Below are 26,521 nucleotides of genomic sequence, written 5' to 3' on the forward strand. Positions count from 1 at the left end.
TTGTGCGAAATGTCCTTCGACGTCGCTCGGGACGAACGAGGCTTGGGCCTAGGCCGCCCCCGCTTCGACGATCGGAAGAAAGTCCGCCGCGGTCAGGCTCGCGCCCCCTACCAGCGCCCCGCCGACCTCGGGGGTGGCGAAGATCTCGGCGGCATTGCCCGGCTTGACCGACCCGCCGTAGAGGATCCGAACGCCGCGCCCGGCTTCGCCATAAGCCGCGACCAGCCGCGCGCGGATGGCGGCGTGCATCTCCTCGATGTCCTCGCAACCCGCGACCCGCCCGGTGCCGATCGCCCAGATCGGCTCATAGGCGAGGCTGAAGCGCGCCCCGTCGACCGGCCCCTGCGGCAAGGAGGCATCGACCTGCGCCGCGACCGTCGCCACGGCCCGCCCCGCCTCGCGTTCGGCGAGGCTCTCGCCGACGCACAGGATGACCTTCAGCCCTGCGCGCAACCCCGCCTCGGCCTTCGCTTTGACGTCGGCGTCGGCCTCGCCATGCGCCTCGCGCCGCTCGCTGTGGCCGACGATCACGATCCCCGCCCCCGCGTCATGCAGCATCGACGCGCACAGGTCGCCGGTATGCGCGCCCTTCTCATTGGCATGCATGTCCTGCGCGCCGATCGTGAACCCCGGTACCGCCTCGGCCGCGCGGTGGATGAGGGTCGCGGGCACGCACAGCGCCACCTCGACCCGGCCGCCAAGCTCGCCGGCCCGCGCCGCGATCGCCCGCACCTCGCCGAGATCGGCCGAGGTGCCGTGCATCTTCCAGTTTCCCGCGATCAGCTTGACCATGACGACGCCGTTCACTCCCCTGTTAGGGAGCGGCGCCTAGCAAGCCGCTCGGCTTGAAGGAAGCTTGGGGCTGCCTTACAGCGCCGCCGCAACGCCGTCACTCGATCAGGAACAGAAGCCCCCTCATGCTCGGATTCTTCCGCCGCCTCACCAAGTCGAAGGTCGGCACCATCATCGGCATCCTCTTCCTGGTCGCCATCCTCGCCAGCTTCGCGATCGCGGACATCACCAACCTGCGCCAGGGCGGTTCGCTGCCGACCGGCACGCTCGCCAAGGTCGGCGGGGTCGAGCTGACCCAGGCCGACCTCGACACCGCGATGCAGCGCCGGCTGACCGTGGTCCGCCAGCAGAACCCGCAGGCCACCTACGCGGACCTCGCGCCCGAGTTCGACGCCATCGTCGACAGCCTGATCCAGGAGCGCACGCTCTGGGCCTATGCCCGCAAGCACGGCTTCACCGTGTCCAAGAAGCTGATCGACGCCGAGATCGTGAAGCTCCCCGGCGTCCAGGGCCTCGACGGCCGCTTCAGCGAGGCCGCCTACCAGGGCTTCCTGCGCGAGCAGCGGATCACCGACGCGATGGTCCGCCGCGAGATCGAGACCTCGCTGCTCCAGCGCCTCGTCCTGACCCCGGTCGCGGCCAACGTCCGCCTCGCCCAGGGCATCGCCCGCCCCTATGCCGACAGCCTGCTCGAGCAGCGCACCGGCGAGCTTGCGCTGCTGCCCTTCGCCGCCTTCACCGGCGGCGCAGCGCCGACCCCGGCCGAGCTCCAGACCTTCTATCGCCAGAACCTCGGCCGCTACACCGTGCCCGAGCGCCGCACCCTGCGCATCGCCCGCATCACCGCCGCCGAACTCGGCAACGTCGCCCCGAGCGAGCAGGAGGTCGCCGCTTACTACAAGGCCAACCAGGCGAGCTATGGCGGGGTCGAGAAGCGCGTCGTCAGCCGCGCCACCCTTCCCGACCGCAATGCCGTCGCCGCCATCGCCCAGCGCGCCAAGGGCGGGGCGAGCTTTGCCGCGGCCGCCGCGCCGGCCGGCTTCTCGGCGAGCGACGTCAGCCTCGGGCCGCAGACCCGCGAGGAGCTTGCCGCCAAGGCCGGTGAAGCGGTCGCCGCGCAGGTCTTCGCCGCCCCGGCCGGCACCGTGATCGGCCCGGTCCAGTCCTCGACCGGCTTCGACGCGATCAAGGTCGAAAGCATCCAGGCCGCCTCGGGCAAGGGTCTCGACCAGGTCCGCGGCGAGATCGTCGCCAAGCTCACCGCCGACAAGAAGAAGGACGCGCTCGCCGACCTCGTCGGCAAGGTCGAGGACGGCATCGCCGACGGCCAGACCTTCGAGGAGGTCGCCGCGGCCCTCAAGCTCCCGGTCACCGTCACGCCGCCGCTGACCCGCAATGGCGGCACCTTCGACGCGCCGCCCTTCACCCTCGCGCCCGAGTTCGCCGCGCTGCCCGGCCAGGCGTTCGACATCGGCACCGATGACGATCCCGTGGTCGAGACGCTCCCCAACGAGGCCGGCTATGCGCTGCTCGACGTGACCGAGGTGGTTCCGCCGATGCCCGCCCCGCTCGCCAAGATCGGCGCGCAGGTCAGCAAGGACTTCATCGCCCGCCGCGCCAGCGACCGCGCCGCCGCCGCCGCATCCCAGGTCCTCGCCGCGGTCGCCAAGGGCACGCCGATGGCGCAGGCGCTCGCAGCGCTTGGCCAGTCCGGTGTCCGCCCGCCCGAGCCGATCGACCTTCGCCGCGGCGCGCTCGGCCAGTTCGCCCAGCAGGGCCAGGAAGTCCCGCCGCCGCTGCGCATCCTGTTCACGCTCAAGCCCGGCAAGGCCCAGCGCGCGGCCGGCCCCTCGGGCATCTACCTCGTCAAGCTCGACAAGGTCGTCCCCGGCAATGCCGGCAACAACCCGACGCTGATCGCGCAGCAGCTCACCCAGCTCCAGCGCAGCGCCGGCGAGGAGCTCGCGCTCCAGTGGCTCACCGCCGCCCAGCGCGAACTCAAGGTCAGCCGCAACGAGGACGCGATCAAGGCCGCCAAGGCCCGCATCCTCGGCACCGGCGCCGCCGAATGATCTCACCCTCTCCCGCTCGCGGGAGAGGGCGCCCGCCGGCTTGCGTCGGTCGGCGGCGGGCAACAAAAGACGTCGGGCGAGCGGGGTGAGGGAGCCACCTATTCGCATCCTCGTCATCGACAATGTCGACAGCTTCACCTTCACGCTCGTCGACTATCTCCGCCAGCTCGGTGCCGAAGTGGCGGTCGCCCGTTCGACCGCGCTCACCGTCGCCGAGGCGCTCGCCCACCCGGGTCCCTTGCTTATCAGTCCCGGCCCCGGCCACCCCGCCGACGCCGGCATCTCGGTCGCCCTCGCCGCCGCCTGCATGGAGACGGCCAAGCCCCTCCTCGGGGTCTGCCTCGGCCACCAGGCGATCGCGCTCGCCGCCGGCGCCGCCATCGCCCGCGCCGCGCCGATGCACGGCAAGACCGACGCAATTTCGCACGACGGCAGCGGGCTCTTCGCCGGCCTGCCCGCGCCCGTCACCATGACCCGCTATCACAGCCTGGTGGCCGAACAGCTCCCCGCCCCACTCCGCGCGACCGCCCACGGAAGCGACGGCACGATCCAGGCGCTGGCCCATGAACGCGCGCCGGTGCACGGCATCCAGTTCCACCCCGAGAGCGTCGCCAGCGAGCACGGCCTGAAACTTCTGGGCAACTTCCTGGTGCTGGCCGGCTAGCGGCCAGCACGCCCGCCGGCTTGGCCGGTCGGCGGCGGGCATCAAAAAACGTCACTTGACGGCCCCCGAAACGTTCCTTACTCGTTCTCCGTCTGTTCACTAAGGGGCGTGAACCCATGCTCACCGCCAAGCAACGCGAACTCCTCAGCTACATCGACCAGCGCCTCAAGGCGTCGGGCGTCTCCCCCAGCTTCGACGAGATGCGCGAGGCGCTCGACCTCAAGAGCAAGTCGGGCGTCCACCGCCTGATCTCGGCGCTGGAGGAGCGGCAGTTCATCCGCCGCCTGCCCAATCGCGCCCGCGCGCTCGAGGTCGTCCGCATGCCCGAGAGCGGGGGCGCTGCTGCGCCAGCCCAGGCCGCTCCGGCCCCGCGCCCGGTCGTGCCCGCCAATGATACGATCGACCTGATGCTCGCCGGCCGGATCGCCGCCGGCACCCCGATCGAGGCGCTGCAGGGCCAGGACAGCTTCCCCGTCCCCGCCGCCCTGCTCGGCCCGGGCGAACATTATGCGCTCGAGGTGTCGGGCGATTCGATGGTCGACGAGGGGATTCTCGACGGCGACTATGTCCTCATCCGCAAGGTCGAGACCGCGCGCGAGGGGGAGATCGTGGTCGCGCTGATCGACGACAGCGAAGCGACCTTGAAGACCTTCCGCCGCGAAGGGCAGATGGTCCGGCTCGATCCCGCCAACCGCGCCCATGAGCCCCAGCGCTACGACCCCCGCCGGGTCAAGATCCAGGGCAAGCTCGCCGGCCTCATCCGCCGGTACCACTGACCTGAGGCGCCAAGCGCTGCGACGCCGGCGCGAAGCGTCGGCTGAGCAGCGCGAAGAGCCGCCGAAGGCCGGCCAGCCTGCGCGCCTGGCGCGACAGGTCTGACGTCACGGGATTTACTTCCGTGACGGCGTCGCAACCTCGGCTTGCAGGGGTAAGCCGTCGTCCCGGCGAAGGCCGGGACCTCAGGCCACTGGCGTGAACTGCGCGAATTCGCCGCCCGCGCGCCGACGACGGCATCCCACGTGAGCAATTTCGCCAGCCCGTATCTCGCCCGCGCCGGATCGCGCGCCCGCCACGGAACGCCCTCGCCCTCTCGCGCCTTTCTTCTGGCGAGGAGGACAAGACCATGGCTTACGACGACTATCGCGACGACGACCTGCGCGCCGCGGACGACCGCCGCTTTCGCGACGACCCCGACCGGCTCCGTGACCGCGACCGGGGCTTCTTCCGCTCCGGCCGCGACGACCGCGATCCCGCCAGCCGCCGCGACTGGGACCGCGACGACCGCCGCGCCCCCATCCCGACCGACGAGACCCGCGACCTCATCGCCTCGCGCAAGGTCGAGGGCACCGCGGTCTATGGCCGCGACGGGAATCGCCTCGGCACCATCAAGACGCTGATGATCGACAAGGTTCGCGGCACCATCCGCTACGCCGTGCTCGCGCATGGCACCGGCTTCCTCGGCTTCGACGAGCAGCTGTTCCCGGTCCAGTGGGACGAGCTTCGCTATGACGAACGCCGCGGCGGCTATCTCGTCGACTTCACCGGCGAGGACGTGGCCTACACGCTCGAGCGCCGCCAGCGCCAGCGCGGGGGAAGCGCCCGCGACATCGACCGCGACTGGCGTCGCTGACCCGTTCAGCAAGCGTGCGAGGAGGCGCGCCTAGGAAGGATATCATGCGTATCCTGTCCCTTGCCGCCCTCCTCGCCTTGCCGCTGGCCGCCGCCTCGGCCGCGCCGCCCCCGCCCTCGGCCTGGACCGTCGGCCCGATCGTCTATGGGGTCAGCCGCTCGCCCGGCCTTCCCCTGCGCCCCCAGCGCGCAGCCGGCGGCGCCATTGCGGTCGCCATTCCGCCCGCTCCCTACAGCCTCCACGGCCTGACCTTCGCCCCCGGCAGCCTGGCGGGCAAGCGACGGATCGTCATGCGCTACCGGGTCGAGGCCGCGCCCGGCACCGCCCTCATCGCCACCAGCGACCACCGTTCGCCCGGGATCATCACCCTGTTCCTCCAGCGCCGCGGCGACGACTGGAGCGCGCAGGGACTGTTCGAGACCTATCGCTGGTATGCGACCTTCGCGACCCAGACGCTTCGCCCCGGCGCCGAGCAGACCATGGTCGCACCGCTCAATGCCAACTGGACCGCCGTCATGACCTCGAGCGCACGGACGCGCCCCGCCGAGTTTCGCGCCGCCTTGGCCGATGCCAGCGCGGTCGGCGTGGTGCTCGGCGGCGGCGACGGCTTCGGCCATGGGGTCGAGGCCAGCGCGCCGGCCCGCCTCGTCATCACCGACTTCCGGATCGAGTGATCGACGCCGCGGGCGCCAGCCGCTAGACTGGGGCCATGCGCCTCAGGGCAAAGACCTGCGTCGTCACCGGCGCCGCGCGGGGTATCGGCCGCGCCATCGCCGAGGCCTTCGTCGCCGAGGGCGCGCGCGTCGTCCTCACCGACATCGACGAGGAAATTGGCCGCGCGACCGCCGCCGCGCTCGGCTGCGAATTTCACCGCCTCGACGTCGGCGAGGAGGCCGACTGGACCGCCTTCGCGGCGCGGGTTCCCGCGCTCGATGTCCTGGTCAACAATGCCGGCATCACCGGCTTCGAGGACGGCCCGGCTTCCCACGATCCCGAGCATGCCAGCCTCGAGGAATGGCACCGCGTTCACCGCGTCAATCTCGACGGCACCTTCCTCGGCTGCCGCTACGCGCTTGCAGCAATGGGGCCGCGCGGGACCGGCTCGATCATCAACATCTCGTCGCGCTCGGGCCTCGTCGGCATCCCCTTCGCCGCGGCCTATGCCTCGTCCAAGGCGGCGATCCGCAACCACAGCAAGTCGGTCGCACTCTATTGCGCGGCGAAGGGGTGGCAGATCCGCTGCAACTCGATCCACCCTGCCGCGATCCTCACCGACATGTGGGAAGCGCTGATCGGCGACGGCCCCGACCGCGACGCGCGCATGGCCGCGATGGTCGCCGACACGCCCTTGAAGCGCTTCGGCCTCCCCTCGGAGGTGGCCGCGCTCGCCGTCCTGCTGGCCTCGGACGAGGCGACCTACATGACCGGGGCCGAGCTCACCCTCGACGGCGGGCTGCTGGCGGGTTCGGCCGCCTCCCCCGGCTCGCCGCCCGAGGACTGAGCTCCGCCCCTAGTTGGTCGAGCCCGGGCGGGTATCGGTCATCGGCCTGACCTCGGTCCCCGACACATCGGCGCCTTCGGTGCTGACCATCGGCCGGGTCGCGGCAGCCGTGTCGCGCCGCACCTCGGCCTCGCGCTCGTGCGGATCGGTGCTGTTCGCGCGCGCCTCCGAGCCCAGCGACGCGAACGGCCCGCCATAGCCGAGCGAGCCCGTCTCCTTCATCGCCTTGGCTCCGTCGCGGAGCATCGCCTGGAGCGCCAGGTTCGCCCGCAAGGCGCTGATCTCGGGTCCGTCCTTCTCGCCCACCGCCTTCCAGAACAAGGGCCCGTCGACCCTGACTTTGCCAGATACATCGGTCTGCTTGCCGCCCTCGGCCGCGGCCATTTCGACCCCGAGCATCGCCGCTTCCTTGCCGTCGACGCTGATCGTCGCCTTGAGGCTCCTGCCTTCCCGCTTCTCGATGTCGAACACCACCGGGACCGACTGGCCGTCGATCTCCTGGATGGTCTTGACCGGCCGCCCCCAGGCCTGTTCGAACGCCGCATAGGTTGCGCTCGGGCTCGCGTCATAGCGCTGCACCACCTTCGACCCGCAGCCCGCCAGCGACAGCCCCGCCGCCGCCGCGATCAGCATCATCCCCCGCATACGCATACGAAAATCCCCCCAGAGTCCGGCGGGACACTAGGGGGACATTTTTCACCAGCCGGTTAAGGCCGAAGGCGCGCTACCAGATCCGCACGCGGTCCTTGGGCGCGATGTAGAACTTGCTGTCGGGGGTGACCTTGAACGCCGCATACCAGGCGTCGAGGTTCCGAAGCGGCCCGATCACGCGATAGCGCCGCGGGCTGTGCGGATCGCTCGCGACCTGCGTCTTGATCGCCTCGTCGCGCGACTTGCCCCGCCACGCCTGGGCAAAGCTCAGGAAGAAGCGCTGGTCCCCGGTCAGCCCGTCGATCACCGGCGCCTTCCTGCCGCCGAGGCTCTTCTGATAGGCCAGATAGGCGACCTCGAGCCCGCTCATGTCGCCGATATTCTCGCCCATCGTCAGGTCGCCGTTGATGAACACCCCCGGCGCCGCCTCGTAGCTCGAATATTGCTTGCCGAGCGCCGCGGTCAGCGCCTTGAAGCGCTCAGCGTCCCTCGGCGTCCACCAGTCGCGGACCGCGCCATTCTCGTCGATCTTGCGGCCCTGGTCGTCGAAGCCGTGCATGATCTCATGGCCGATGATCGCGCCCGCAGCGCCGTAATTGACCGCGGCGTCGGCCTTGGGATCGAAGAAGGGCGGCTGGAGGATCCCGGCCGGGAAGACGATCTTGTTCTCGAGCCCGCCATTATAGGCGTTCACCGTCGCCGGGCTCATCCCCCACTTCTTGCGGTCGACCGGCTTGCCGAGGTCGGCCAGCTGATACTCATAGTCGAAGCGGCTCGAACGCTTGACGTTGCCGTAAAGGTCGTCGGCCTTGAGGCTCAGCGCCGAATAGTCGCGGAACTTGTCGGGATAGCCGACCATCACGTCCATCTTGGCGAGCTTGCGCAGCGCCGCGTCCTTGGTCGGCTGCTCCATCCAGCTGTTGCCGCGGATGCGGTCGGCGGCGGCCGCCTTCAAGTTGGCGACCAAAGCCTCCATCTTGGTCTTGGATTCGGCCGGGAAGTAGCGCTCGACATAGGTCTTGCCGACGAGTTCGCCGAGCCGCGCGTCGACCTGCCCGATCCCCCGCCGCCAGCGCGGCCGCTGGGCCTTGGCGCCGGTCAACGCACTGACGAACTGGAACTGGCTGTCGACAAACCGCTTGGACAGATAGGGCGAGGCCTGGTCGGTGACCTTGAACCGCTGCCACGTCTTCAAGGTCTCGAGCGGCGTGTTGGCATAAAGCTCGGCGATCGCCTTGATCGCCGTATTGTCGCTGACCAGCACCTTCGGGCTCGCGGCGACGCCGAGCGTGGTCATGAAGGCATTCCAGTCGAGCCCGGGGGCATAAGCCGCGAACTGCGCCGGGGTCATCGGATTGTTGAGCTTGTCGATGTCGCGCTGGTCGGCCTTGGTCCAGCTGCGCTTGGCGATCTCGGTCTCGAAGGCGAGGATCTGGTCGGCCTTGGCGGCCGCGTCCGCGGTTCCGACCAGCGCCAGCGAGCGCTCCACATAGGCGCGGTAGGCCGCCAGCTGCGGCTTGTACTTGGCGTCGAGATAATAGTCGCGGTCGGGCAGGCCCATGCCGCCGCTGCCGACCGCCAGGCTGTTGATGGTCGGATTTGCAAGGTCGGGAATGACCTGGAAGCCGAACAGCGTCCCGCCCATGTCCCAGGCGCTCTCGGCCATCGATTTCTCGAATTCGGCGCGGGTGCTGATCGCGTCGACCCGGGCGAGGTCGGCCATCAGCGGCGCGGCGTCGAGCTGCTCGAGCCGCGCCTCGTCCATGTAGCTGCGGTACATGGCGCCGAGCTGGCTGTCGGCGGGCGCGTTCATCACGATCGCGCGCAGCTGCTCCTGGTTGCGATCGTTGAGCTCGGTCCCGACGCCGTTACCGGGCTTATCGGCCGGGATCTCGTTGGCGTCGAGCCACGCGCCCGAGGCATAGCGCTCGAAATCGTCGCCGGGCCGGACCTTGAGGTCGCGCGCGCTCGTGTCGACCCCCCAGGTCCCGAAGCGAACCGTCGTCGGCGCGACCGGGGCGGGCACCGACACCGCCGGGGTCTGCTGGGCAATGGAAGCGGCGGGCAAGGCGGCAAGCGCGCTCCCCGCAAGCAGCAGCAGGGCACGGGTGGTGGCAAGGCGCATGGACGATCCCCTCAGAAAAACGACTCGTTTATCCAGCGTTCATGCTGCTTCAGCCTGCGCATACTACCAAGCCCCATCGACGAACGGGGGTCTGGCGTCGACCTGAGGCCGGGCCGGCGGGGCATTTTCGTTCCAGCGAGCCCGCTAGGCCCGCGGACTCAATTGCCGGGCACCATCCAGATCACGGTCTGGAAGGCGGGCGCGGCCATCGGCTTGCCTTCCTTGTCGCGCGCCGGCGTGAACCGGGCACGCCGCTGCAGCAAGGCGCAGGTGGCATTGTCGAGCACCGCAAAGCCGCTTCCCGAGCGGAGCGCGCATTGCGTCACTCGGCCGTCCGCGCCCACCGTCAGCCGGGTCCGGACCTCGCCGCTCTCCCCGTTCTTGATCGCGCTCGCCGGATAATCGTTGAAGGTGATGGGAAGCCGGCCCTCCATCTTCGGCCAGCTGGCCAGCCGGTCCTGTTCGGCCGCGGCAAAGCCCCAGCTTTCGAGCAGGCCGCGATTGCAGGTCGCCAGCACGCCGGCCAGCTTCTCGGTCCCGGTAAGGGCAAGGTCGGCCGACAGCCGCTTGGTCTGCAGCGCCACCGTCCGGACCTCGCGCAGCCGCACCAGATTCTGCGGGTCGGCGTCCTTGTCGCCCTCGGCGAAGGCGATGAGGCCATTGTTGCCGCCGCGCCAGAACAGGACCCGGTCGGCGACCTGCCGCCCGTTCACCACCAGCTTGCCGGGCGCGAAGCCGAGGCTTTCCTTGGCCGCTGCCTCGACCCGGACAAGGAAACGTACGCCCTCCCCGTCGGGGCTCGGCTCGACCCCCAGCACCATCGGCCCGCTCGCGGTCGTGTAGGGCCGCGAGGCGACGCAGCGCTGATCGGCAAACTCGACCTGCCAGGGCCCGGAAGGCGTCGGTGGGACCGGCGCCGCGGCCGCTTGCGATGCCATCACCAGTGCCGCCGCCATCCCCATGAAACGCAACATCATTCGATACTCCCCTCGACCTGGCCAACCTGCCTTCGCTTCCTCGCGGCCGCAAGGGCCCGGATGCCCTGTCACAGGCGTCCAGCCACCTTGCCTTCTCGTGCGTTGCTACCCATCTCGCCCCTTCATGCCGTCCCGGTTTCCGTCATTGCGGGAGGGGGATTGCCTCCAGAACGAAAACGGAACATTCCTTCCCCATGCTGACTCACATCACCGTCAAGGGCGCGCGCGAACACAATCTCAAGGGCGTGGACGTGTCGATACCGCGCGACAGCCTGACGGTGATCACCGGCCTCTCGGGCTCGGGCAAGTCGAGCCTCGCCTTCGACACCATCTATGCCGAGGGCCAGCGCCGCTACGTCGAGTCGCTCTCGGCCTATGCCCGCCAATTCCTCGAGATGATGCAGAAGCCCGATGTCGAGCATATCGACGGCCTCTCGCCCGCCATCTCGATCGAGCAGAAGACCACCAGCCGCAACCCGCGCTCGACCGTCGCCACGGTGACCGAGATCTACGACTATATGCGCCTCCTCTGGGCGCGGGTCGGCATTCCCTATTCCCCCGCCACCGGCGAGCCGATCCAGGCGCAGCAGGTCAGCCAGATGGTCGACCGCGTGATGACCCTGCCCGAAGGCTCGCGCCACTATCTCCTCGCTCCCGTCGTCCGCGGCCGCAAGGGCGAGTATCGCAAGGAAATGGCCGAGTGGCAGAAGGCGGGCTTCACCCGCGTCCGCATCGACGGCACCTTCTACGAGATCGACGAGGCCCCCGCCCTCGACAAGAAGTACAAGCATGACATCGAGGTGGTGGTCGACCGCATCGTCGTGCGCGACGGGCTCCAGACCCGCCTCGCCGACAGCTTCGAAACCGCGCTGAAGCTCGCCGACGGCCTCGCCTATCTCGACCCCGCCGACCCGCCCGCCGACCCTGCCGGGACCGAGCGGACCGGGGTGGCCGAGGCGCTCGAAAAGGCAGCCGAACGCAACGTCCTCGCCACCCACGCGCCGGTCGGCCGCATCACCTTCTCCGAGAAGTTCGCCTGCCCCGTCTCGGGCTTCACCATCGCCGAGATCGAGCCGCGCCTCTTCTCCTTCAACGCGCCGCAGGGCGCCTGCCCGGCCTGCGACGGCCTCGGCGAGCGGCAGGAGTTCGACGAGGACCTCGTCGTTCCCAACCACGACTTGTCGCTCGCCAAGGGCGCGGTCGTTCCCTGGGCCAAGAGCAATCCGCCCTCGCCTTATTACATGCAGGTGCTGGCCAGCCTTGCCCGCCACTACGGCTTCGATCTCTCGACCCCGTGGAAGGACCTCGACCCCGAGCACCAGCACGCCATCCTTCACGGCACCGGCGGCCGCCCGGTCGTCCTCCGCTTCGTCGACGGCAAGAAGAGCTACGAGGTGAAGAAGGCGTTCGAGGGCGTCATCGGCAATTTGAACCGCCGCCTCGCCCAGACCGAGAGCGCGTGGATGAAGGAAGAGCTGTCGCGCTACCAGGCCGCGCATCCGTGCGAGACCTGCCACGGCGCCCGCCTCAAGCCCGAGGCGCTGGCGGTCAAGATCGCCGGCGAGGACATCTCCATCGCCGTCCGCCGCAGCGTCGCCGACGCTTACGCCTGGTTCGGCGCGCTCGAGCCCAAGCTCACCCCCCAGCACCAGGAGATCGCCCGCGCCATCCTCAAGGAGATCAACGAGCGCCTCGGCTTCCTCCACAATGTCGGCCTCGACTATCTCCACCTCGACCGCACCAGCGGCACCCTCTCGGGCGGCGAGAGCCAGCGCATCCGCCTCGCGTCGCAGATCGGCAGCGGCCTCAGCGGCGTCCTCTACGTCCTCGACGAGCCCTCGATCGGCCTCCACCAGAAGGACAATGACCGCCTCCTCGAGACCCTCCAGCGGCTGAAGTCCCTCGGCAACACCGTCCTCGTGGTCGAGCATGACGAGGATGCGATCCGCGCCGCCGACCATGTCATCGACATGGGCCCGGGCGCCGGCCTCCACGGCGGCGAAGTGCTCTATTCGGGCGAGCTGTCCGGCCTGCTCGAGCAGGACGGCAGCCTCACCGCCGACTATCTCTCGGGCCGCCGCGCCATTCCGCTCCCGGCCAGGCGCCGCAAGGGCAATGGCAAGAAGCTCACCGTCCACAATGCGCGCGAGAACAATCTTCGCGGCGTCACCGCCAGCGTGCCGCTCGGCACCTTCACCTGCATCACCGGCGTCTCGGGCTCGGGCAAGTCGAGCTTCACCATCGACACCCTCTACGCCGCCGCCGCGCGGACCCTGAACGGCGCCCGCATCCTCGCCGGCAAGCACGACAAGGTCACCGGGCTGGAGCAGCTCGACAAGGTCATCGACATCGACCAGTCGCCGATCGGCCGCACCCCGCGCAGCAACCCGGCCACCTACACCGGCGCCTTCACCCAGATCCGCGACTGGTTCGCCGGCCTCCCCGAGAGCCAGGCCCGCGGCTACAAGCCCGGCCGCTTCTCCTTCAACGTCAAGGGCGGCCGCTGCGAGGCCTGCCAGGGCGACGGCGTCCTCAAGATCGAGATGCACTTCCTCCCCGACGTCTACGTCACCTGCGACGTCTGCCACGGCGCCCGCTACAACCGCGAGACGCTCGAGGTGAAGTTCAAGGGCAAGAGCATCGCCGACGTGCTCGACATGACGGTCGAGGACGCGGTCGAGTTCTTCAAGGCCGTCCCCGGCATCCGCGACAAGATGGCGATGCTGGCCGAGGTCGGCCTCGGCTACATCAAGGTCGGCCAGCAGGCGACCACGCTCTCGGGCGGCGAGGCCCAGCGCGTGAAGCTCGCCAAGGAGCTCAGCCGCCGCGCCACCGGCAGCACCCTCTACATCCTCGACGAGCCCACCACGGGCTTGCACTTCGAGGACGTCCGCAAGCTCCTCGAAGTCCTCCACGCGCTGGTCGAGCAGGGCAACACCGTGGTCGTGATCGAGCACAACCTCGACGTCATCAAGACCGCCGACTGGATCATCGACCTCGGCCCCGAAGGCGGCGTCAAGGGCGGCGAGATCGTCGCGGCGGGAACGCCCGAGCAGGTGGTCCAGGAGCCCCGCTCATTCACCGGCCACTATCTGAAGCCGCTGTTGGAGCGCGCTTCCCCGGACTCGTTCGTGCTGAGCGCCGTCGAAGCACCCGCCCCCAAGCGCGGACGGCGGAAGAAGGTGGTTGAGGGGGTGGAGTGAACTGGCCCAATCATCTCATGAACCGATTAGGTTATATTGCCTTGCAATGTGGGGAATTTTCTGTCCTATGATTGCAGATGAAAAAGCCTAGTTCTGATCCCGGCGCAGCTGCGCCAACTCAAGATAGTTCGGCAACGTCTTCGGCAATCGATGCCGCCCCGGCTACGTCGAGCCTCGATCCCGTATTGAACGTCGCGGTCGCGCCGTCAGCTTCAAGCGATGAATCGTCTCCGATTAGTGCAAATTCACTTGCTGGGTGGCCAATAGGTTAGCGTTAGACCTAAGCTCTGAGCGCCGAGGGGGTGAGGTCCGGGTTCGCGATCAGCAATCGAGCAACCGAGCGCGCGGAGAGCCGACGCGGTCCTAAGCCTCTTCGGAACCGCGCCTACCTAGGTCGAAGCAAAGCCCGTCCCCCTCGGCGTTCGATACCTGTTTGGCTTCTGTTCCTTTCCCGTTCAATATCACTTAAATACAATCTTGTTCTGTTCTCTTTAACGGTCTATCGTGTGAACGCCGAATCGCGGACCTTTTGGTCATGCAGGATTTGGCCGTTGCTCCTTAAATCGCTTGAGTTCCGACCGACCTTGGTCGGCATCACCGCATTTCGCTCTCTATGCGAACCAGTGATTCCAGGCGGTGAAATTGGGACTGTTCAAGTCACCTTCTTGGACTCTTCGCTCCATTTAATCGAACACCAATGCTGCCATTGTGTAAGCCGCGAGGACATCGCGACCATTATTGGATCTGCGTTGTTCGCTGGAGCTGCAGGAATCATGCTGACACAACATTTTGACTCTCAAGAACCTCGCCCAACTCCAGATGAAACTGCTTGGACGGGCCGTCTCTTCGTAGCCTGTGAGCCCTTTGATTTGATACTCATTGACCGGATCATATTCGGCCCAAAAACGCATTTTAGCTTTCGGGAACGCGGATATCTTGACCACTGATGATGGGGACCGGGGAGTGCACCTGGCACATAGCACTCAACCCGGCCCCAAGACCCTCTCGGGTTGGTATCGGCTTATCAATTGAGGTGGAGCCGTCAAAGACCCAAACGGTCCGAAGGGGACGAAATGTTCCAAAGGCCTTGGGGCAGGATCCGTTCGCTTTAACAGAAGCCTGATGCCGCTCCGTCGAGGAGCTGGCTTCGCTGGCTCTCATTTGTGTTTACTGCATGCTGCGCAGCCGCTCAGCTTCGCTCTGCGTTGCGCACCCCGAACGTCCGCTCCACCCCCGCGCCCGCCATCACCCGCGCCACGACCTGTGCCAGTTCCTGCGGCCCGTCGCCCGCGAACACCTCGCCATAGCCAACCCCCGCCCGCCGCAGCGCTTCGCGCTTGACGGCGTCGCGGGCGGCGGCGGGGCCCTGGTGGTGGCCCTGCCCCTGATATTCGATCGCCACGCGCGGGCGCTGCTGGGCGTCGACCAGCAGGAAGTCGACGCGCTTGGCGTTGATCGTGTTGAACGCCTCCACGCTGTCGGCATCGAGGACCTCGCCGAGGCTCACCTGCGTCCAAACCCGCCAGCCGGGCTCGAGCTTCGCGACGATCGGCTCCAGTGCCGCCAGCACCTTCTCCTCGCCCTTGTTGAGCAGCCGCTTGGGCTTGAACTGCGCGCCCATCACCGTCCGCAACTGGTCCGCCGCATCGGGGACGCCGCTCCGGCCGCCGGCAAGGAAAGCGTCGGCCTCGGCGCTGACTTCCCGCATGGTCGGTCCCGGCCATGGGCCGCGCCAGCCCGGCGGCGCGCCCTTGCGCGGCCGCTCGACCCACTCGCCCCGCGCCTTCTTGCGCGCCTTCCACGCCTCGCGGCGCTGCTTGGCCGTGAACTGTTCGATCGTCATGCCAACGAAGGCACCGACGAACAGGATCGCGATGAGATAGATAGGCTTGTCGATGAGAGCGAGAATCTCGGGCGGCATCAGAACCTCGGCGCAGCGCTCACGTCGACAGCTTGGCACTGGCCGGTGTAGTCGCCCGCCTTGCCCGAGAGGGAAATCGTCCCCGTCATCCGGTCGATGACCATCTTGGGATTATTGAGGGCATTCACGGCCACGGTCGCCCGGATATAGCGACTGTCGGCCTGCACTTTCTTCAGCTTGAACCAGCCATCCTGTCCGCCATGGATCGGCGGCAGCATAGTGCGCGGCATCCGGATTCGGTCGTCGCCATTGAACAGACGCACATCGACCTGATCCACGAAGCCTTGCTGCCTCGTGACGGTCACAGTCGTCGTCGTCGTGCCGCTGCCACCGAAGCCGGTACCGCCGACATATCCCGAGCCCGACGAGTAACTGTTGCCGGAATACACGACCGCCTTGTTGGCGGATCCGCCGCCACCGCAAGTCAATTCGAGAGGAGCCGGTTGGGACGCGGCCTGCACGGCCACCAAGAACAAGCTGATCACGATCGCCTCCAATCAACCGAGCAATGGAAAGCTACGCGAATAGGCAATCGAAGTTAAGACTTTGAAGCCTTCGTCGTGGCCTTCCTTGTCTTCTTCGTGCCTTCGCCTTGAAAATTGGCATCGTTCGAAGGCGCGAAGGAAAGAGGAGGCCGTCACGGGAGTGAATCCCGTGACGTCAGACGGGCTCGGCTGGCGCCGCCCCGCTGGCCGGCCCTCGGCATCTCTCGACCAGCCTTGCCTCGCTACGCTTCGGCGCGGCTGCTCTCGGTGCCTTTGGCTTGACTAGTAGGACTTCGCATGACCTACCCTGGTCGATGGAGAACCCACCCTTTCCGCTCGACGCCGAGGTCGGCGACTATGCGCTCGGGCCCGACGGTCGCCGCTACCGGCTCGACTATGACGATTGCTGGCACGTCACCGCGCTCCAGCGGCGCGAGGACGACCGGCCGATCCCCCATGTCGCCGCCGACGATCCCGCCCGCCTCGCCGCCGAGCGCGCCCACGCCCGCCGCCTGAACGAACGCCAGCGCGCGCGCGAATCGGCCGAGCGGCAGGCCGCGCTCGCCGCGCACATCGCCGCCGCCACCAAGCGCGACCGCGCCGAGGAGGCGAAGGCCGCCCTCGCCGCGCAGGACGCCCGCCCCGACCCCGCCGACATGACGGTCGACCTTTACGAGGGCGACTATGCCGACGTCCTCGCCGAGGTCCCGGCCAACGTCCGCGTCGATGGCTGGACCGCCGCGCGCCGAATCCTCTTCCTCGAGCGGCTCGAGGAGCAGGGCAGCATCGTCGCCGCCGCCCGCGCCGCCGGTATGTCGCGCCGCGCCGTCTATCGCCTGCTGCCCCGCGCCCCGGCCTTCGCCGCCGCCTTCGCGCGGGCGCTCGCCTCGACCACCGCGACGCTCGCCGACACCTTGTTCGACCGCGCGATCCACGGGCACGAGGTCCCCGTCTTCCACGGCGGCGAGCTGGTCGGCACGCGCACCGTCCATCACGACCGCCTCGGCATCTACCTGCTGCGGGTCCGCGATCCGCTCAACTATGCGCCGATCGACGAGCTCGAGCGGTGGAAGCGCGAGCGCGCGATCGACGCCGCCGCGACCGAGCCTGCGGCCCTCCCCTCGCCCCGCCCCGAATGGCCCCTCACGGCCCCACGCGACTCGGCGACCCTGTGACCTTCGTGACCTTCGCCGCCGATGCGACTCGCGGACCCCGTGACCTTCGTGACCTTCGCGACCGTTTCCCTGCGCAGGCCGGGGCCCCGTTTCTTCGCGCCTTCTCTTCTCCCCCTTCTCCGTCATCCCGGCCCCCGAGCCGGGATCCCGCTTCTTCCCCTCACCTCCACCCGCGCGAAAACCCTGGATTCTTGTTGTTTTCAGTTCATGCGACTTCCTCGGGGGCCTGCCCGTTGACGGTCCGAACTCCCCCGGCGTCTTCCGGTCGGAGAAGAAGGAACTCCCCATGCGAACCCTCGCAATCATCGCCGCTGCCGGCGCGCTTACCGCCGTCGCCAGCCCGGCCGCCGCGCAATATTATCCCCAGCCGACCCCGCAGCCCTATCCGGGCCAGCCGGGCTATGGTTATCCGGGCCAGATCGCCAATCCCAACCAGGGCACGGTCGCCGCGATCATTGGCCAGCTGCTCGGCGGGCGGAACTATGCCGCCAGCGACCAGCAGGCGATCGCCCAGTGCGCTACTGCCGCCCAGACCGAGGTCGCGCGCCGCTATCCCTCCCGCTATGCCCAGCAGGGCTATGATCCCCGCTATGGCCAGCAGGGCTATGATCCCCGCTATGGCCAGCAGGGTTACGGCCAGCAGACCTATGCCGGCCAGGCCCGGGTCACCGCGATCAGCAATGTCGAGCGCCGCAACCGCGGCCTGCGCGTCACCGGCCTGATCGACAGCGGCATGAACGGCTACGGCCAGCCGCCCTATGGCAATGCCTACGGCTACAACCAGAACCGCGCCTATGCCCAGGCCGACCTGCGCTTCAACTGCACGGTCGACTATTCGGGCCGGATCTCGAGCCTGAAGCTAAACCGGGTCCGCTAGGCCTTGAGCCATGACGAGGGGCGCGCGGCCGCGGGGTCGCGCGCCCTTTCTCATGTCAGACCGGTGGAAGCACCGACACCCTTGCCCCCTTGCCGCCGCAGCGCCCGCATTTCAGCCGCGCCTCGGCCTCCTCGAAGCTGCAAACCCCGAGCGCGGTCACCGTCTCCAGCCCCGACAAGGTGCGCGCGGCGGCGCAATGGGGGCAGTCGATCCGGATGCTCGCGCGGAAGCGCATCAGGTCACCGGTATTGCGGATATGCTTGGCGGACATGGCCGCCGCTTCTACGCCTATGAGAACGAAACGGGAACAGACCCGTGCGAATTTAGCTGTGGATGACCCTCATTTGGCCAGGTTCGCCGGCGCCACATAGGGCTTGAACGCTCCGCCCGGCACCGCGCTCGCGACCGGGCTTTCCCACCCGTCCTTGCTGACCGAGGAGACACCGAACACCCAGTCGTCGACGCGGACCTTCGGCAGGATCACGCTGCAGGGCTCGGGATTGGCCTGAGTGCAAAGCGTCGCCACCGTGTCGCTCCCCAGCCGCCGACGGACCGGCACGGACAGCATCTGCTGCCACTGGTTCGAGTCGGTGCGGCGCCAGCGAACGACATGCTGGGCCGCCCCGGGAACGAACCGCCAGCTGATCGTGGTGTCGGTGCTCACCGCTCCTTCGGCCTTGGGCTCCGGCGGCGGCGGGGCGCTGGCCAGCGCCATCAGCGCGGCGGTGTTGAGGCGAATGACCTTGGTCAGATAGGGCAGGTCCATCACGCCCAGCGTGTCGCCATAGACCCTGCCCTTCTCGGTCCTGAGGTCCTGGTGCTGCTGGTCGTAATTCTCCACCGCGACCGAGAAGCGAATGGCGGGAAAGCCGGCGTTGAGGAACTCGGTATGGTCCCCGCCACGCCCGAAGCGGTCGTTGCGCCAGACCTGGCGAACGTCGAGGCCGATTGACGGCAGCCGCTCGGCCAGCCGGTCGAGGAAGCGGCTGATGTTGCGGCTGGGACTGTCGTTCTCGCCGCCGAGGCTCCGCTGCGCCGCGGCCAGTTCTTCCCTGCCCTGCCACCGCGGCCCCTCGGAGAAGACCCGAACCGTCTTGCCGTCGCACACCCCGTCGCTGCCGCAGCTGTTGCCGATGATGTCGTTGTTGAGATTGGCGATGACGTTCCAGCCCTGTGCCTTGGCATAGTCCGCCAGGATCTTGCCGCCGAGCAACCCCTGCTCCTCGCCGCTCAGCGCGGCATAGACGATGGTGCCGGGGAACTTGCGCTTCGACAGCACGCGGGCCGATTCGAGCACCGCGGCGGTGCCCGAGCCATCGTCATTGGCGCCCGGCGCGTCGGCGGTGGCGTTCATCACGTCGCTGACCCGGCTATCGATATGGCCGGTGATGATGACGACGTCGTTGGGGCGTTCGGTCCCGCGCTGGATCGCGACCGCGTTGCAGACCCGTGTCGGCACCGGCACCCGCGGCGGCTTGGTGACGGTGTCGCAGACCTGAGCGACCTCGAGCCCGTTCTTCTTGAGCTCCGCCTCTGCCCAGCGCACTGCCGCGCCGATCCCGCGCTTGGGGTCGGTCTGGCTCGACAGGGTATGGCGGGTACCGAAGGCCACCAGCGTCGCGATGTCGGCGCGGATCCGGGCCTGGCTCACCTCGCGGGCGGCGGCCTGCATCTGCTGTTCGGGGGTGGCGGGCGCTGCGGCGGCGGCGGCCGGGGCGGCGATCAGGGCGGTGGAAAGCAGCAATACGCGCATGAACCTGTCTCCTCGTCGCAGGCTGACTGGCATCGCTTGGCCGGCTTGGCTAGTGGCGGGCGCGAAGAGGAGATCCCCCATGCGTAGCATTGACCATTTCATCGGCGGCGGCAGCTTCCAGTCGGGCGACCGGCAGGCCGAGGTGTTCAACCCGAGCGAGGGCTCGGTCCAAGCGAGCGTCCGCCTCGGTACCGTGCATGATCTCCAGAAGGCGGTCGATGCCGCCAAGGCCGCGCAGCCCGCCTGGGCCGCGACCAACCCGCAGCGCCGCGCCCGCGTCATGTTCAAGTTCAAGGAACTGATCGAAGCCAATATGGACGAGCTCGCCGCGATGCTCTCGAGCGAGCATGGCAAGGTGCTCGCCGACAGCCGCGGCGACGTCCAGCGCGGGCTCGAGGTGATCGAATATACCTGCGGGATCCCGCAGGCGCTCAAGGGCGAATATACGCAGGGCGCCGGCCCGGGCATCGACGTCTATTCGATGCGCCAGCCGATCGGCATCGGCGCGGGCATCACCCCGTTCAACTTCCCGGCGATGATCCCGATGTGGATGTTCGGCATGGCGATCGCCTGCGGCAACGCCTTCATCCTGAAACCGAGCGAGCGCGACCCGAGTGTTCCGGTGCGGCTCGCCGAGCTGATGAAGGAAGCAGGGCTTCCCGACGGCATCTTGAACGTCGTCCACGGCGACAAGGAAATGGTCGACGCAATCCTCGACCACCGCGACATCGGCGCGATCAGCTTCGTCGGCTCCTCCGACATCGCGCAGTACATCTACAGCCGCGGCACCGCGAACGGGAAGCGCGTGCAGGCGTTCGGCGGGGCCAAGAACCATGGCATCGTCATGCCCGACGCCGACCTCGACCAGGTGGTGACCGACCTGACCGGCGCAGCCTTCGGCTCGGCGGGCGAGCGCTGCATGGCGCTTCCGGTGGTGGTGCCGGTCGGCGAGGAGACCGCCAACGCCTTGCGCGAAAAGCTCATCCCCGCGATCGAGGCGCTCAAGGTCGGGGTCTCGACCGATCCCGACGCGCATTACGGCCCGGTGGTCAGCCAGGCGCACAAGGAAAAGGTCGAAAGCTACATCCAGATGTGCGTCGACGAGGGCGGCGAGCTGGTGGTCGACGGCCGCGGCTTCACGCTGCAGGGCTCGGAAAAGGGCTTCTTCGTCGGGCCGACCTTCTTCGACCACGTGACCACCGACATGCGCAGCTACAAGGAGGAGATCTTCGGACCCGTCCTCCAGATGGTGCGCGCCAAGGATTTCGAGGAAGCGGTCCGGCTGCCGAGCGAGCATGACTATGGCAACGGCGTCGCCATCTTCACCCGCAACGGCCATGCCGCGCGCGAGTTCGTGAGCCGGGTCAATGTCGGCATGGTCGGAGTCAACGTGCCGATCCCCGTGCCGGTCAGCTACCACAGCTTCGGCGGGTGGAAGCGCTCGGGCTTCGGCGACATCGGGCAATATGGGCAGGAGGGCCTGCGTTTCTGGACCAAGACCAAGGTGGTCACCCAGCGCTGGCCCGACGGCGCGGCGGGCGGCGACGGCGCCAACGCCTTCATCATTCCGACGATGGGCTGAGGCTTGGCCGGCAGCCAGGATCTCACCGGTCGCTGGACCGGCGTCTATCTCTACGAGAGCGGCCTTGGCGAGCCGGTCAACTTCCTCTGCGATCTCGAGGACGAGGCCGGTGCGCTGACCGGCGAGATCAGCGAGCGCGTCTCGCTGTTCGAGGCGGACGAGCAATTGTCGGCTTTCGTCCTCGGCCAGCGCTCGGGCAGCAACGTCAGCTTCGCCAAGACCTATGACGGGGCGGGAAGCTTTGCCCATCGCGTCGATTATGCCGGCCAGGTCAATGAGTCGGGCACCCTGATCTCGGGCTACTGGGACATCGAGGGCGAAGGCGGCACCTTCTCGATGCGCCGGCCCGAAAGCCTAGCCCGCGCGGTCGAGGTGGAGGAAGAGGTCGGGCTCGACCTGCCCGGCGCGACCGGGGAGCAGCGGCCATGACGCGCGTGCATCTCGGGTCGGTGACCTACCTCTGCCGCGACTATGACGAGGCGATCGCCTGGTTCGCCAGTGCACTCGGCTGGGAGGTGACCGCCGACCAGGCGATGGGCGGGACCAAGCGCTGGGTCGTGATAAGCCCGCCGGGCGGCGGCACGGGCCTGAGGCTCGCACGCGCCGACAGCGACGAGCAGCGCGCCGCGGTGGGCAAGTCCGCCGGAGGCATGGTCGGGTTCATCGCCTTCACCGAGGATTTCGCCGCCGCCGCGGCAAGGATGCGCGCGGCCGGGGTCGTCTTTCTCGAGGCGCCGCGCGACGAGTCCTATGGCATTGTCGCGGTGTTCGAGGACCTTCACGGCAACCGCTGGGACCTGATCGAGCCACGATGACCCGCCAACGCACCCACGGCACCTCGCCCTATGAAGCGGCCTATGGCTTCTCCCGCGCGATCCGGGCCGGGGACCGGATCCTGGTCTCGGGCACGGCGCCGGTCGAGGCGGACGGATCCTCGACCCCCGGCGATGCCGCGGCGCAGGCCCGGCGCTGCTTCGCCATCATCCTCAAGGCGATCGAGGAGCTAGGCGGCTCGGCAGCGGACGTCGTGCGGACGCGGATGTTCATCGTCGATTCCACCGATGCCGACGCGATCGGCGCGGTTCATGGCGAGGTTTTCGCCGAGGTCCGTCCGGCCGCGACCATGGTGGTCGTAACGGCCCTGCTGCGCGACGAGTGGCGGGTCGAAATCGAAGCGGAGGCGTTGGTCCATGATGCGTAATCTCACCCTGGTGGCTGCCGCCACCGCCCTCGCCGCCTGTCAGCCCGCCGCTGACCAGGCCCCGGCCAACGCGGCCGCCACCAATGACGCGGCGCTCGCCAATGACGCCGCCCAGCCCGCCGCCAATCAGCCGGTCGAGGCCAACGGCACCAACGTCGCGGAGCCCGCGACCAATGCGGTCGCGTCTGCCAAGCCCACCAACATTCCCGAGCAGTTCCGCGGCCGCTGGGCGCTGGTCCCCGCCGACTGCAAGGGCGATGCCGCGGCGAAGGGCCTGCTCGTGATCAACGATGCCCGCCTCACCTTCTACGAGAGCCGCGGCACGCTTGACCGGATCGATGCGTGGGAACCGGCGAACCGCTTCACCGCCAATTACGGCTTCTCGGGCGAGGGCATGAACTGGGAGCGGGTGATCACGCTCGAGCGCAACGGACCCAAGCTCCGCCGCACCGAGGAAGGCGGCGAGGAAGGCCCGGTCGACCTCACCTACACGGCCTGCCCGCCGCGTTGACCGTCAGCGGCCGAGCCTTGCGTCGAGCATGGCGATCAGCTCGGCGAGGCTCTGCCCGAGCGGCATGTTCTCGGCGCTGACCAGCAGCCGTGGCGGCTCGGTGCCGCGCTGGAGGAAGATTGCCGGAAGCGCTTCGGTCGAGGCGGGGTTCGCCCGTTGCCATTCGTCACGGTGGAGGAAGGTCGCCTCAAACGGCAGCCGCTTCACATAGGCCTTCCATTCGGGCCGCATCGAGACTGCCCCATAAGTGGTCGCGCACAGCGCGCAGGGATAGGTTTCGGGTGAGACCGCCTTGGCCCAGGCGTCCTTCAGCGCATTGAGCAGGCCGGCGTCCGCATTGTAGACGAAGATCAGGCGCCCGGCGGACATGGTCCAACGCCTTACCGTGACGGCTCTGGAAAGTCTCGGCGGCAAGCGCTAGGCGGCACGCCATGTCACAGTTCGACCTGACCGACGACCAGCGCCAGATCCAGGAGATGGCGCGGGCCTTCACGGCCGCCGAGATCACCCCCAATGCCGCCGAATGGGACGAGAAGCACATCTTCCCGCGCGACACCATCAAGAGTGCCGCCGAGCTCGGGTTCGGCGCGATCTACGTCAGCGAGGAAAGCGGCGGGATCGGGCTCGGCCGGCTCGAATCGGCGCTGATCTTCGAAGCGATGAGCTACGGCTGCCCTTCGACCAGCGCGTTCATCTCGATCCACAACATGGCCGCGTGGATGATCGACCGCTTCGGGTCGGACGCGGTGAAGCAGAAGTATCTGCCGAGCATGATCGCGATGGAGCGCCTCGGCTCCTACTGCCTGACCGAGCCGTCGAGCGGGTCGGACGCGGCGGCGCTCAAGACCCGCGCGGTCCGCGACGGCGACCATTATGTCGTGTCGGGCTCCAAGGCCTTCATCTCGGGCGGCGGCGAGAACGAACTTTACGTCACCATGGTCCGCACCGGCGAGGAGGGTCCCAAGGGCATTTCCTGCCTGGTGATCGAGAAGGACATGCCGGGCGTCAGCTTCGGCGCCAATGAGCGCAAGCTTGGCTGGCATTCGCAGCCGACCGCGCAGGTCAATTTCGACGAGGTCCGGGTGCCGGTCGAGAACCGCGTCGGCGGCGAGGGCGAGGGCTTCCGGATCGCGATGATGGGCCTCGACGGCGGGCGTCTCAACATCGGCGCGTGCAGCCTCGGCGGCGGGCAGCGCTGCCTCGACGAGGCGGTTGCCTACACCAAGGACCGCAAGCAGTTCGGCACCGCCATCGCCGACTTCCAGAACACCCAGTTCATGCTGGCCGACATGGGCACCGAATTGGAGGCGGCGCGCGCGCTCCTCTATCTCGCGGCGGCCAAGGTCACCGACAATGCGCCCGACAAGACGCGCTTCGCCGCCATGGCCAAGCGGCTTGCGACCGATACCGGCTCGGCCATCGCCGACCGGGCGCTCCAGCTCCACGGCGGCTACGGCTACCTGATGGACTATCCGATCGAGCGCTTCTGGCGCGACCTTCGGGTCCACTCGATCCTCGAGGGCACCAACCAGGTGATGCGCATGATCACCGCCCGCGAAATGCTCCGCCAGTGACCAGCGACGTCCTCACCTTCACCGAAGGCTCGATCGGGCGGATCCGCCTCAACCGGCCCAAGGCGATCCATGCGCTGACCCGCGAGATGTGCGTCGCGATGAGCGAGGCGCTGCGGGCCTGGGCGAACGACACCGCGATCGAGGCGGTGCTGATCGATCATGCCGAGGGGCGTGGCTTCTGCGCCGGCGGCGACGTGGTCGCGCTTGCCCGTTCGGGCGGCGGCGACGGGAGCGAGGCGGCGGCCTTCTTCTTCGACGAATATCGCCTCAATCACCTGCTCTTCACCTACCCCAAGCCGACCATCGCGATCATGGACGGGATCACCATGGGCGGCGGGGTCGGGATCGCCATGCCCTGCCAGGTCCGGATCGCGACCGAGGCGACCCGGCTCGCCATGCCCGAGACCGGGATCGGCCTGTTCCCCGACGTCGGCGGCGGCTGGTACCTGCCGCGCCTGCCCGGGCGGGTCGGCCAATTCGTGGCGCTGACCGGGGCCAGGCTCGACGGGGCCGAGTGCCGCTATCTCGGAATTGCGACGCACTATGTCCCGCAGGCCGCGCTGCCCGAACTGGTCGAGCGGCTGAAGGCGGCGCCGGGCCGGGCCGCGGGCGCGGTCGGCGCCTTTGCCGAGACCCCGCCCCCGGCGCGGATCGAGCAGAATCTCAGCACCATCGCGCGGCTGTTCGCGCCCGACACGCTGGAAGAGGTGATCGCCGGGCTCGAGGCCGACGAAAGCGACTGGGCCGAGACCGAGCTCGGCACGATCCGCACCAAGAGTCCGCTGTCCTGCAAGGTCTCGCTCCGGCTCCTCAAGGAAGGTGCCGCACGCGAGAGCTTCGCCGACGAGATGCGCGCCGAATATGCGCTCGCCTGCCGGGTGGTGCAGACCCATGATTTCCTCGAGGGCGTCCGCGCGCTGCTGATCGACAAGGACAACAAACCCGACTGGCAGCCGGCGGTGCCCGAGGCGGTGCTCGACGAGACGCTCGATCAGCTCTTCACCGACCTTGCCCCCGGCGAGGAATGGACGCCGTTTCCGGAGATTGCATGAGCTACGAAACGATCCTCGTCGAGCAGCGCGACGCCGTCACGCTCGTCACGCTCAATCGCCCGCAGGCGTTGAATGCGCTCAACAGCCAGGTGCTGGCCGAGCTGATCCAGGCCTTTGCCGCCTATGACGCCGACGACAGCCAGCACTGCCTCGTCCTGACCGGCTCCGAAAAGGCCTTTGCCGCGGGTGCCGACATCAAAGAGATGCAGGCCCAGGGCTTCGCCGACATGTACGGCAGCAATTTCTTCGCCGGCTGGGAGCGGGTCACCGACACCCGCAAGCCGTGGATCGCGGCGGTCAACGGCTTCGCATTGGGCGGCGGCTGCGAAGTGGCGATGATGGCCGACTTCATCATCGCGGGCGACAAGGCCAAGTTCGGCCAGCCCGAGATCAAGCTCGCGGTGACGCCGGGCATGGGCGGCTCGCAGCGGCTGGCGCATGCGGTCGGCAAGGCCAAGGCCATGGAAATGTGCCTGACCGGCCGGATGATGGGCGCCGAGGAAGCCGAGCGCGCGGGCCTCGTGGTGCGCGTGGTGCCGGCGGAGAGCCTGGTCGAGGAGGCGCTCAAGACCGCCGCCGAGATCGCCGCCATGCCGCCGCTCGCCGCCATCGCCGCCAAGGAAATGGTCAATGCCGCCTTCGAGCTTCCGCTCGCGCAGGGAGTGAAGTTCGAGCGGCGGCTGTTCCACGGCCTGTTCGGCACCCAGGACCAAAAGGAAGGCATGGCCGCCTTCGTCGAGAAACGCCCGGGCAACTGGTCGGGCAAGTAGGAGCG

27 protein-coding genes are annotated in these 26,521 nt (G+C 68.3%); 18 read left to right on the plus strand and 9 right to left on the minus strand.

Annotated features, from left to right (window positions below):
• Nucleotides 1-48: 48 nt before the first annotated feature.
• On the minus strand, nucleotides 49-792 hold the full coding sequence (tpiA, locus tag BS69_RS0104820; protein WP_029940844.1) for a triose-phosphate isomerase: 744 nt from the start codon (nucleotides 790-792) through the stop codon (nucleotides 49-51).
• 125 nt (nucleotides 793-917) lie between these two features.
• Here tpiA and BS69_RS13575 point away from each other — a divergent pair, with 125 nt between their 5' ends.
• From BS69_RS13575 to BS69_RS0104850, 6 genes are all read left to right on the plus strand, one after another.
• Nucleotides 918-2,864, plus strand: coding sequence for a peptidylprolyl isomerase (locus BS69_RS13575; RefSeq protein ID WP_051676547.1), 1,947 nt, complete (start codon nucleotides 918-920; stop codon nucleotides 2,862-2,864).
• An 85-nt stretch (nucleotides 2,865-2,949) separates the two neighbouring features.
• Nucleotides 2,950-3,528, plus strand: a complete 579-nt coding sequence (locus tag BS69_RS0104830; protein ID WP_029940845.1) for an anthranilate synthase component II — start codon at nucleotides 2,950-2,952, stop codon at nucleotides 3,526-3,528.
• Between the two features lie 116 nt (nucleotides 3,529-3,644).
• The gene (lexA, locus tag BS69_RS0104835) at nucleotides 3,645-4,304 is read left to right on the plus strand and encodes a transcriptional repressor LexA (protein ID WP_029940846.1); all 660 of its coding nucleotides are present in this window, start codon (nucleotides 3,645-3,647) and stop codon (nucleotides 4,302-4,304) included.
• A gap of 347 nt (nucleotides 4,305-4,651) precedes the next feature.
• The gene (locus BS69_RS13580) at nucleotides 4,652-5,158 is read left to right on the plus strand and encodes a PRC-barrel domain-containing protein (RefSeq protein WP_051676548.1); all 507 of its coding nucleotides are present in this window, start codon (nucleotides 4,652-4,654) and stop codon (nucleotides 5,156-5,158) included.
• 44 nt (nucleotides 5,159-5,202) lie between these two features.
• On the plus strand, nucleotides 5,203-5,832 hold the full coding sequence (locus BS69_RS0104845) for a hypothetical protein (RefSeq protein WP_156956900.1): 630 nt from the start codon (nucleotides 5,203-5,205) through the stop codon (nucleotides 5,830-5,832).
• Between the two features lie 35 nt (nucleotides 5,833-5,867).
• Nucleotides 5,868-6,659: an SDR family oxidoreductase gene (locus BS69_RS0104850; RefSeq protein ID WP_029940849.1), complete on the plus strand. Its 792-nt coding sequence runs from the start codon at nucleotides 5,868-5,870 to the stop codon at nucleotides 6,657-6,659.
• Nucleotides 6,660-6,668: 9 nt separating this feature from the next.
• Here BS69_RS0104850 and BS69_RS0104855 read toward each other — a convergent pair whose 3' ends face one another.
• The 3 genes from BS69_RS0104855 to BS69_RS13585 form a co-directional block, all read right to left on the minus strand.
• Nucleotides 6,669-7,310 carry a hypothetical protein gene (locus tag BS69_RS0104855; protein WP_156956902.1) on the minus strand — a complete coding sequence of 214 codons (642 nt, stop codon included), beginning with the start codon at nucleotides 7,308-7,310 and terminating at the stop codon, nucleotides 6,669-6,671.
• Between the two features lie 73 nt (nucleotides 7,311-7,383).
• A complete protein-coding gene (locus BS69_RS0104860; protein WP_029940851.1) occupies nucleotides 7,384-9,435 on the minus strand; it encodes a M13 family metallopeptidase in 2,052 nt (683 codons plus the stop codon).
• A 158-nt stretch (nucleotides 9,436-9,593) separates the two neighbouring features.
• Complete coding sequence (locus BS69_RS13585) at nucleotides 9,594-10,412, minus strand: energy transducer TonB (RefSeq protein WP_029940852.1); 819 nt, start codon at nucleotides 10,410-10,412, stop codon at nucleotides 9,594-9,596.
• A gap of 194 nt (nucleotides 10,413-10,606) precedes the next feature.
• Between BS69_RS13585 and uvrA the strand changes: the two genes are divergently transcribed.
• Complete coding sequence (gene uvrA, locus BS69_RS0104870) at nucleotides 10,607-13,615, plus strand: excinuclease ABC subunit UvrA (RefSeq protein WP_051676549.1); 3,009 nt, start codon at nucleotides 10,607-10,609, stop codon at nucleotides 13,613-13,615.
• A gap of 623 nt (nucleotides 13,616-14,238) precedes the next feature.
• Complete coding sequence (locus BS69_RS14695; protein WP_425423533.1) at nucleotides 14,239-14,562, plus strand: JAB domain-containing protein; 324 nt, start codon at nucleotides 14,239-14,241, stop codon at nucleotides 14,560-14,562.
• A 242-nt stretch (nucleotides 14,563-14,804) separates the two neighbouring features.
• Here the strand turns inward: BS69_RS14695 and BS69_RS0104875 are convergent, their stop codons facing one another.
• Entirely contained in the window at nucleotides 14,805-15,536 is a 732-nt protein-coding gene (locus BS69_RS0104875; RefSeq protein WP_051676550.1) for a DUF2726 domain-containing protein, read from the minus strand.
• Nucleotides 15,536-16,033: a hypothetical protein gene (locus tag BS69_RS13590; protein WP_051676551.1), complete on the minus strand. Its 498-nt coding sequence runs from the start codon at nucleotides 16,031-16,033 to the stop codon at nucleotides 15,536-15,538. The genes BS69_RS0104875 and BS69_RS13590 overlap by 1 nt, the downstream gene beginning before the upstream one ends.
• Nucleotides 16,034-16,335: 302 nt before the next feature.
• Between BS69_RS13590 and BS69_RS13595 the strand changes: the two genes are divergently transcribed.
• Together BS69_RS13595 and BS69_RS14470 are read left to right on the plus strand one after the other, a co-directional pair.
• Complete coding sequence (locus BS69_RS13595; protein ID WP_051676552.1) at nucleotides 16,336-17,196, plus strand: hypothetical protein; 861 nt, start codon at nucleotides 16,336-16,338, stop codon at nucleotides 17,194-17,196.
• 286 nt (nucleotides 17,197-17,482) lie between these two features.
• Nucleotides 17,483-18,073, plus strand: coding sequence for a hypothetical protein (locus BS69_RS14470; protein WP_029940857.1), 591 nt, complete (start codon nucleotides 17,483-17,485; stop codon nucleotides 18,071-18,073).
• 55 nt (nucleotides 18,074-18,128) lie between these two features.
• Here BS69_RS14470 and BS69_RS0104895 read toward each other — a convergent pair whose 3' ends face one another.
• Both BS69_RS0104895 and BS69_RS0104900 read right to left on the minus strand, forming a co-directional pair.
• Nucleotides 18,129-18,344, minus strand: a complete 216-nt coding sequence (locus tag BS69_RS0104895) for a hypothetical protein (RefSeq protein WP_029940858.1) — start codon at nucleotides 18,342-18,344, stop codon at nucleotides 18,129-18,131.
• Nucleotides 18,345-18,413: 69 nt separating this feature from the next.
• A complete protein-coding gene (locus BS69_RS0104900; protein ID WP_029940859.1) occupies nucleotides 18,414-19,826 on the minus strand; it encodes a M28 family peptidase in 1,413 nt (470 codons plus the stop codon).
• Nucleotides 19,827-19,905: 79 nt separating this feature from the next.
• Between BS69_RS0104900 and BS69_RS0104905 the strand changes: the two genes are divergently transcribed.
• From BS69_RS0104905 to BS69_RS13600, 5 genes are read left to right on the plus strand one after another with little or no spacing between them, the layout of a single operon-like run.
• On the plus strand, nucleotides 19,906-21,408 hold the full coding sequence (locus BS69_RS0104905; RefSeq protein WP_029940860.1) for a CoA-acylating methylmalonate-semialdehyde dehydrogenase: 1,503 nt from the start codon (nucleotides 19,906-19,908) through the stop codon (nucleotides 21,406-21,408).
• A 3-nt stretch (nucleotides 21,409-21,411) separates the two neighbouring features.
• The gene (locus BS69_RS13165) at nucleotides 21,412-21,837 is read left to right on the plus strand and encodes a hypothetical protein (RefSeq protein WP_037504380.1); all 426 of its coding nucleotides are present in this window, start codon (nucleotides 21,412-21,414) and stop codon (nucleotides 21,835-21,837) included.
• Nucleotides 21,834-22,223 (plus strand): VOC family protein, encoded by a 390-nt coding sequence (locus BS69_RS0104915; protein WP_029940861.1) that lies wholly within the window; start codon nucleotides 21,834-21,836, stop codon nucleotides 22,221-22,223. Before BS69_RS13165 ends, BS69_RS0104915 begins: the two co-directional genes overlap by 4 nt.
• Nucleotides 22,220-22,609 (plus strand): RidA family protein, encoded by a 390-nt coding sequence (locus BS69_RS0104920; protein ID WP_029940862.1) that lies wholly within the window; start codon nucleotides 22,220-22,222, stop codon nucleotides 22,607-22,609. Before BS69_RS0104915 ends, BS69_RS0104920 begins: the two co-directional genes overlap by 4 nt.
• Nucleotides 22,599-23,120, plus strand: coding sequence for a hypothetical protein (locus BS69_RS13600; protein WP_051676553.1), 522 nt, complete (start codon nucleotides 22,599-22,601; stop codon nucleotides 23,118-23,120). Before BS69_RS0104920 ends, BS69_RS13600 begins: the two co-directional genes overlap by 11 nt.
• Nucleotides 23,121-23,123: 3 nt before the next feature.
• On the opposite strand, the gene BS69_RS0104930 is transcribed toward BS69_RS13600, so the two are convergent.
• Entirely contained in the window at nucleotides 23,124-23,489 is a 366-nt protein-coding gene (locus BS69_RS0104930; RefSeq protein WP_029940864.1) for a hypothetical protein, read from the minus strand.
• A 62-nt stretch (nucleotides 23,490-23,551) separates the two neighbouring features.
• Here BS69_RS0104930 and BS69_RS0104935 point away from each other — a divergent pair, with 62 nt between their 5' ends.
• From BS69_RS0104935 to BS69_RS0104945, 3 genes are read left to right on the plus strand one after another with little or no spacing between them, the layout of a single operon-like run.
• On the plus strand, nucleotides 23,552-24,694 hold the full coding sequence (locus tag BS69_RS0104935) for an acyl-CoA dehydrogenase family protein (protein WP_029940865.1): 1,143 nt from the start codon (nucleotides 23,552-23,554) through the stop codon (nucleotides 24,692-24,694).
• The gene (locus tag BS69_RS0104940) at nucleotides 24,691-25,746 is read left to right on the plus strand and encodes an enoyl-CoA hydratase/isomerase family protein (RefSeq protein WP_029940866.1); all 1,056 of its coding nucleotides are present in this window, start codon (nucleotides 24,691-24,693) and stop codon (nucleotides 25,744-25,746) included. Before BS69_RS0104935 ends, BS69_RS0104940 begins: the two co-directional genes overlap by 4 nt.
• Complete coding sequence (locus tag BS69_RS0104945; RefSeq protein ID WP_029940867.1) at nucleotides 25,743-26,516, plus strand: enoyl-CoA hydratase; 774 nt, start codon at nucleotides 25,743-25,745, stop codon at nucleotides 26,514-26,516. The genes BS69_RS0104940 and BS69_RS0104945 overlap by 4 nt, the downstream gene beginning before the upstream one ends.
• Nucleotides 26,517-26,521 lie beyond the last annotated feature (5 nt).

This window comes from Sphingomonas astaxanthinifaciens DSM 22298 (assembly GCF_000711715.1).
In the GTDB taxonomy this organism is placed as follows: Bacteria; Pseudomonadota; Alphaproteobacteria; order Sphingomonadales; family Sphingomonadaceae; genus Sphingomicrobium; species Sphingomicrobium astaxanthinifaciens_A.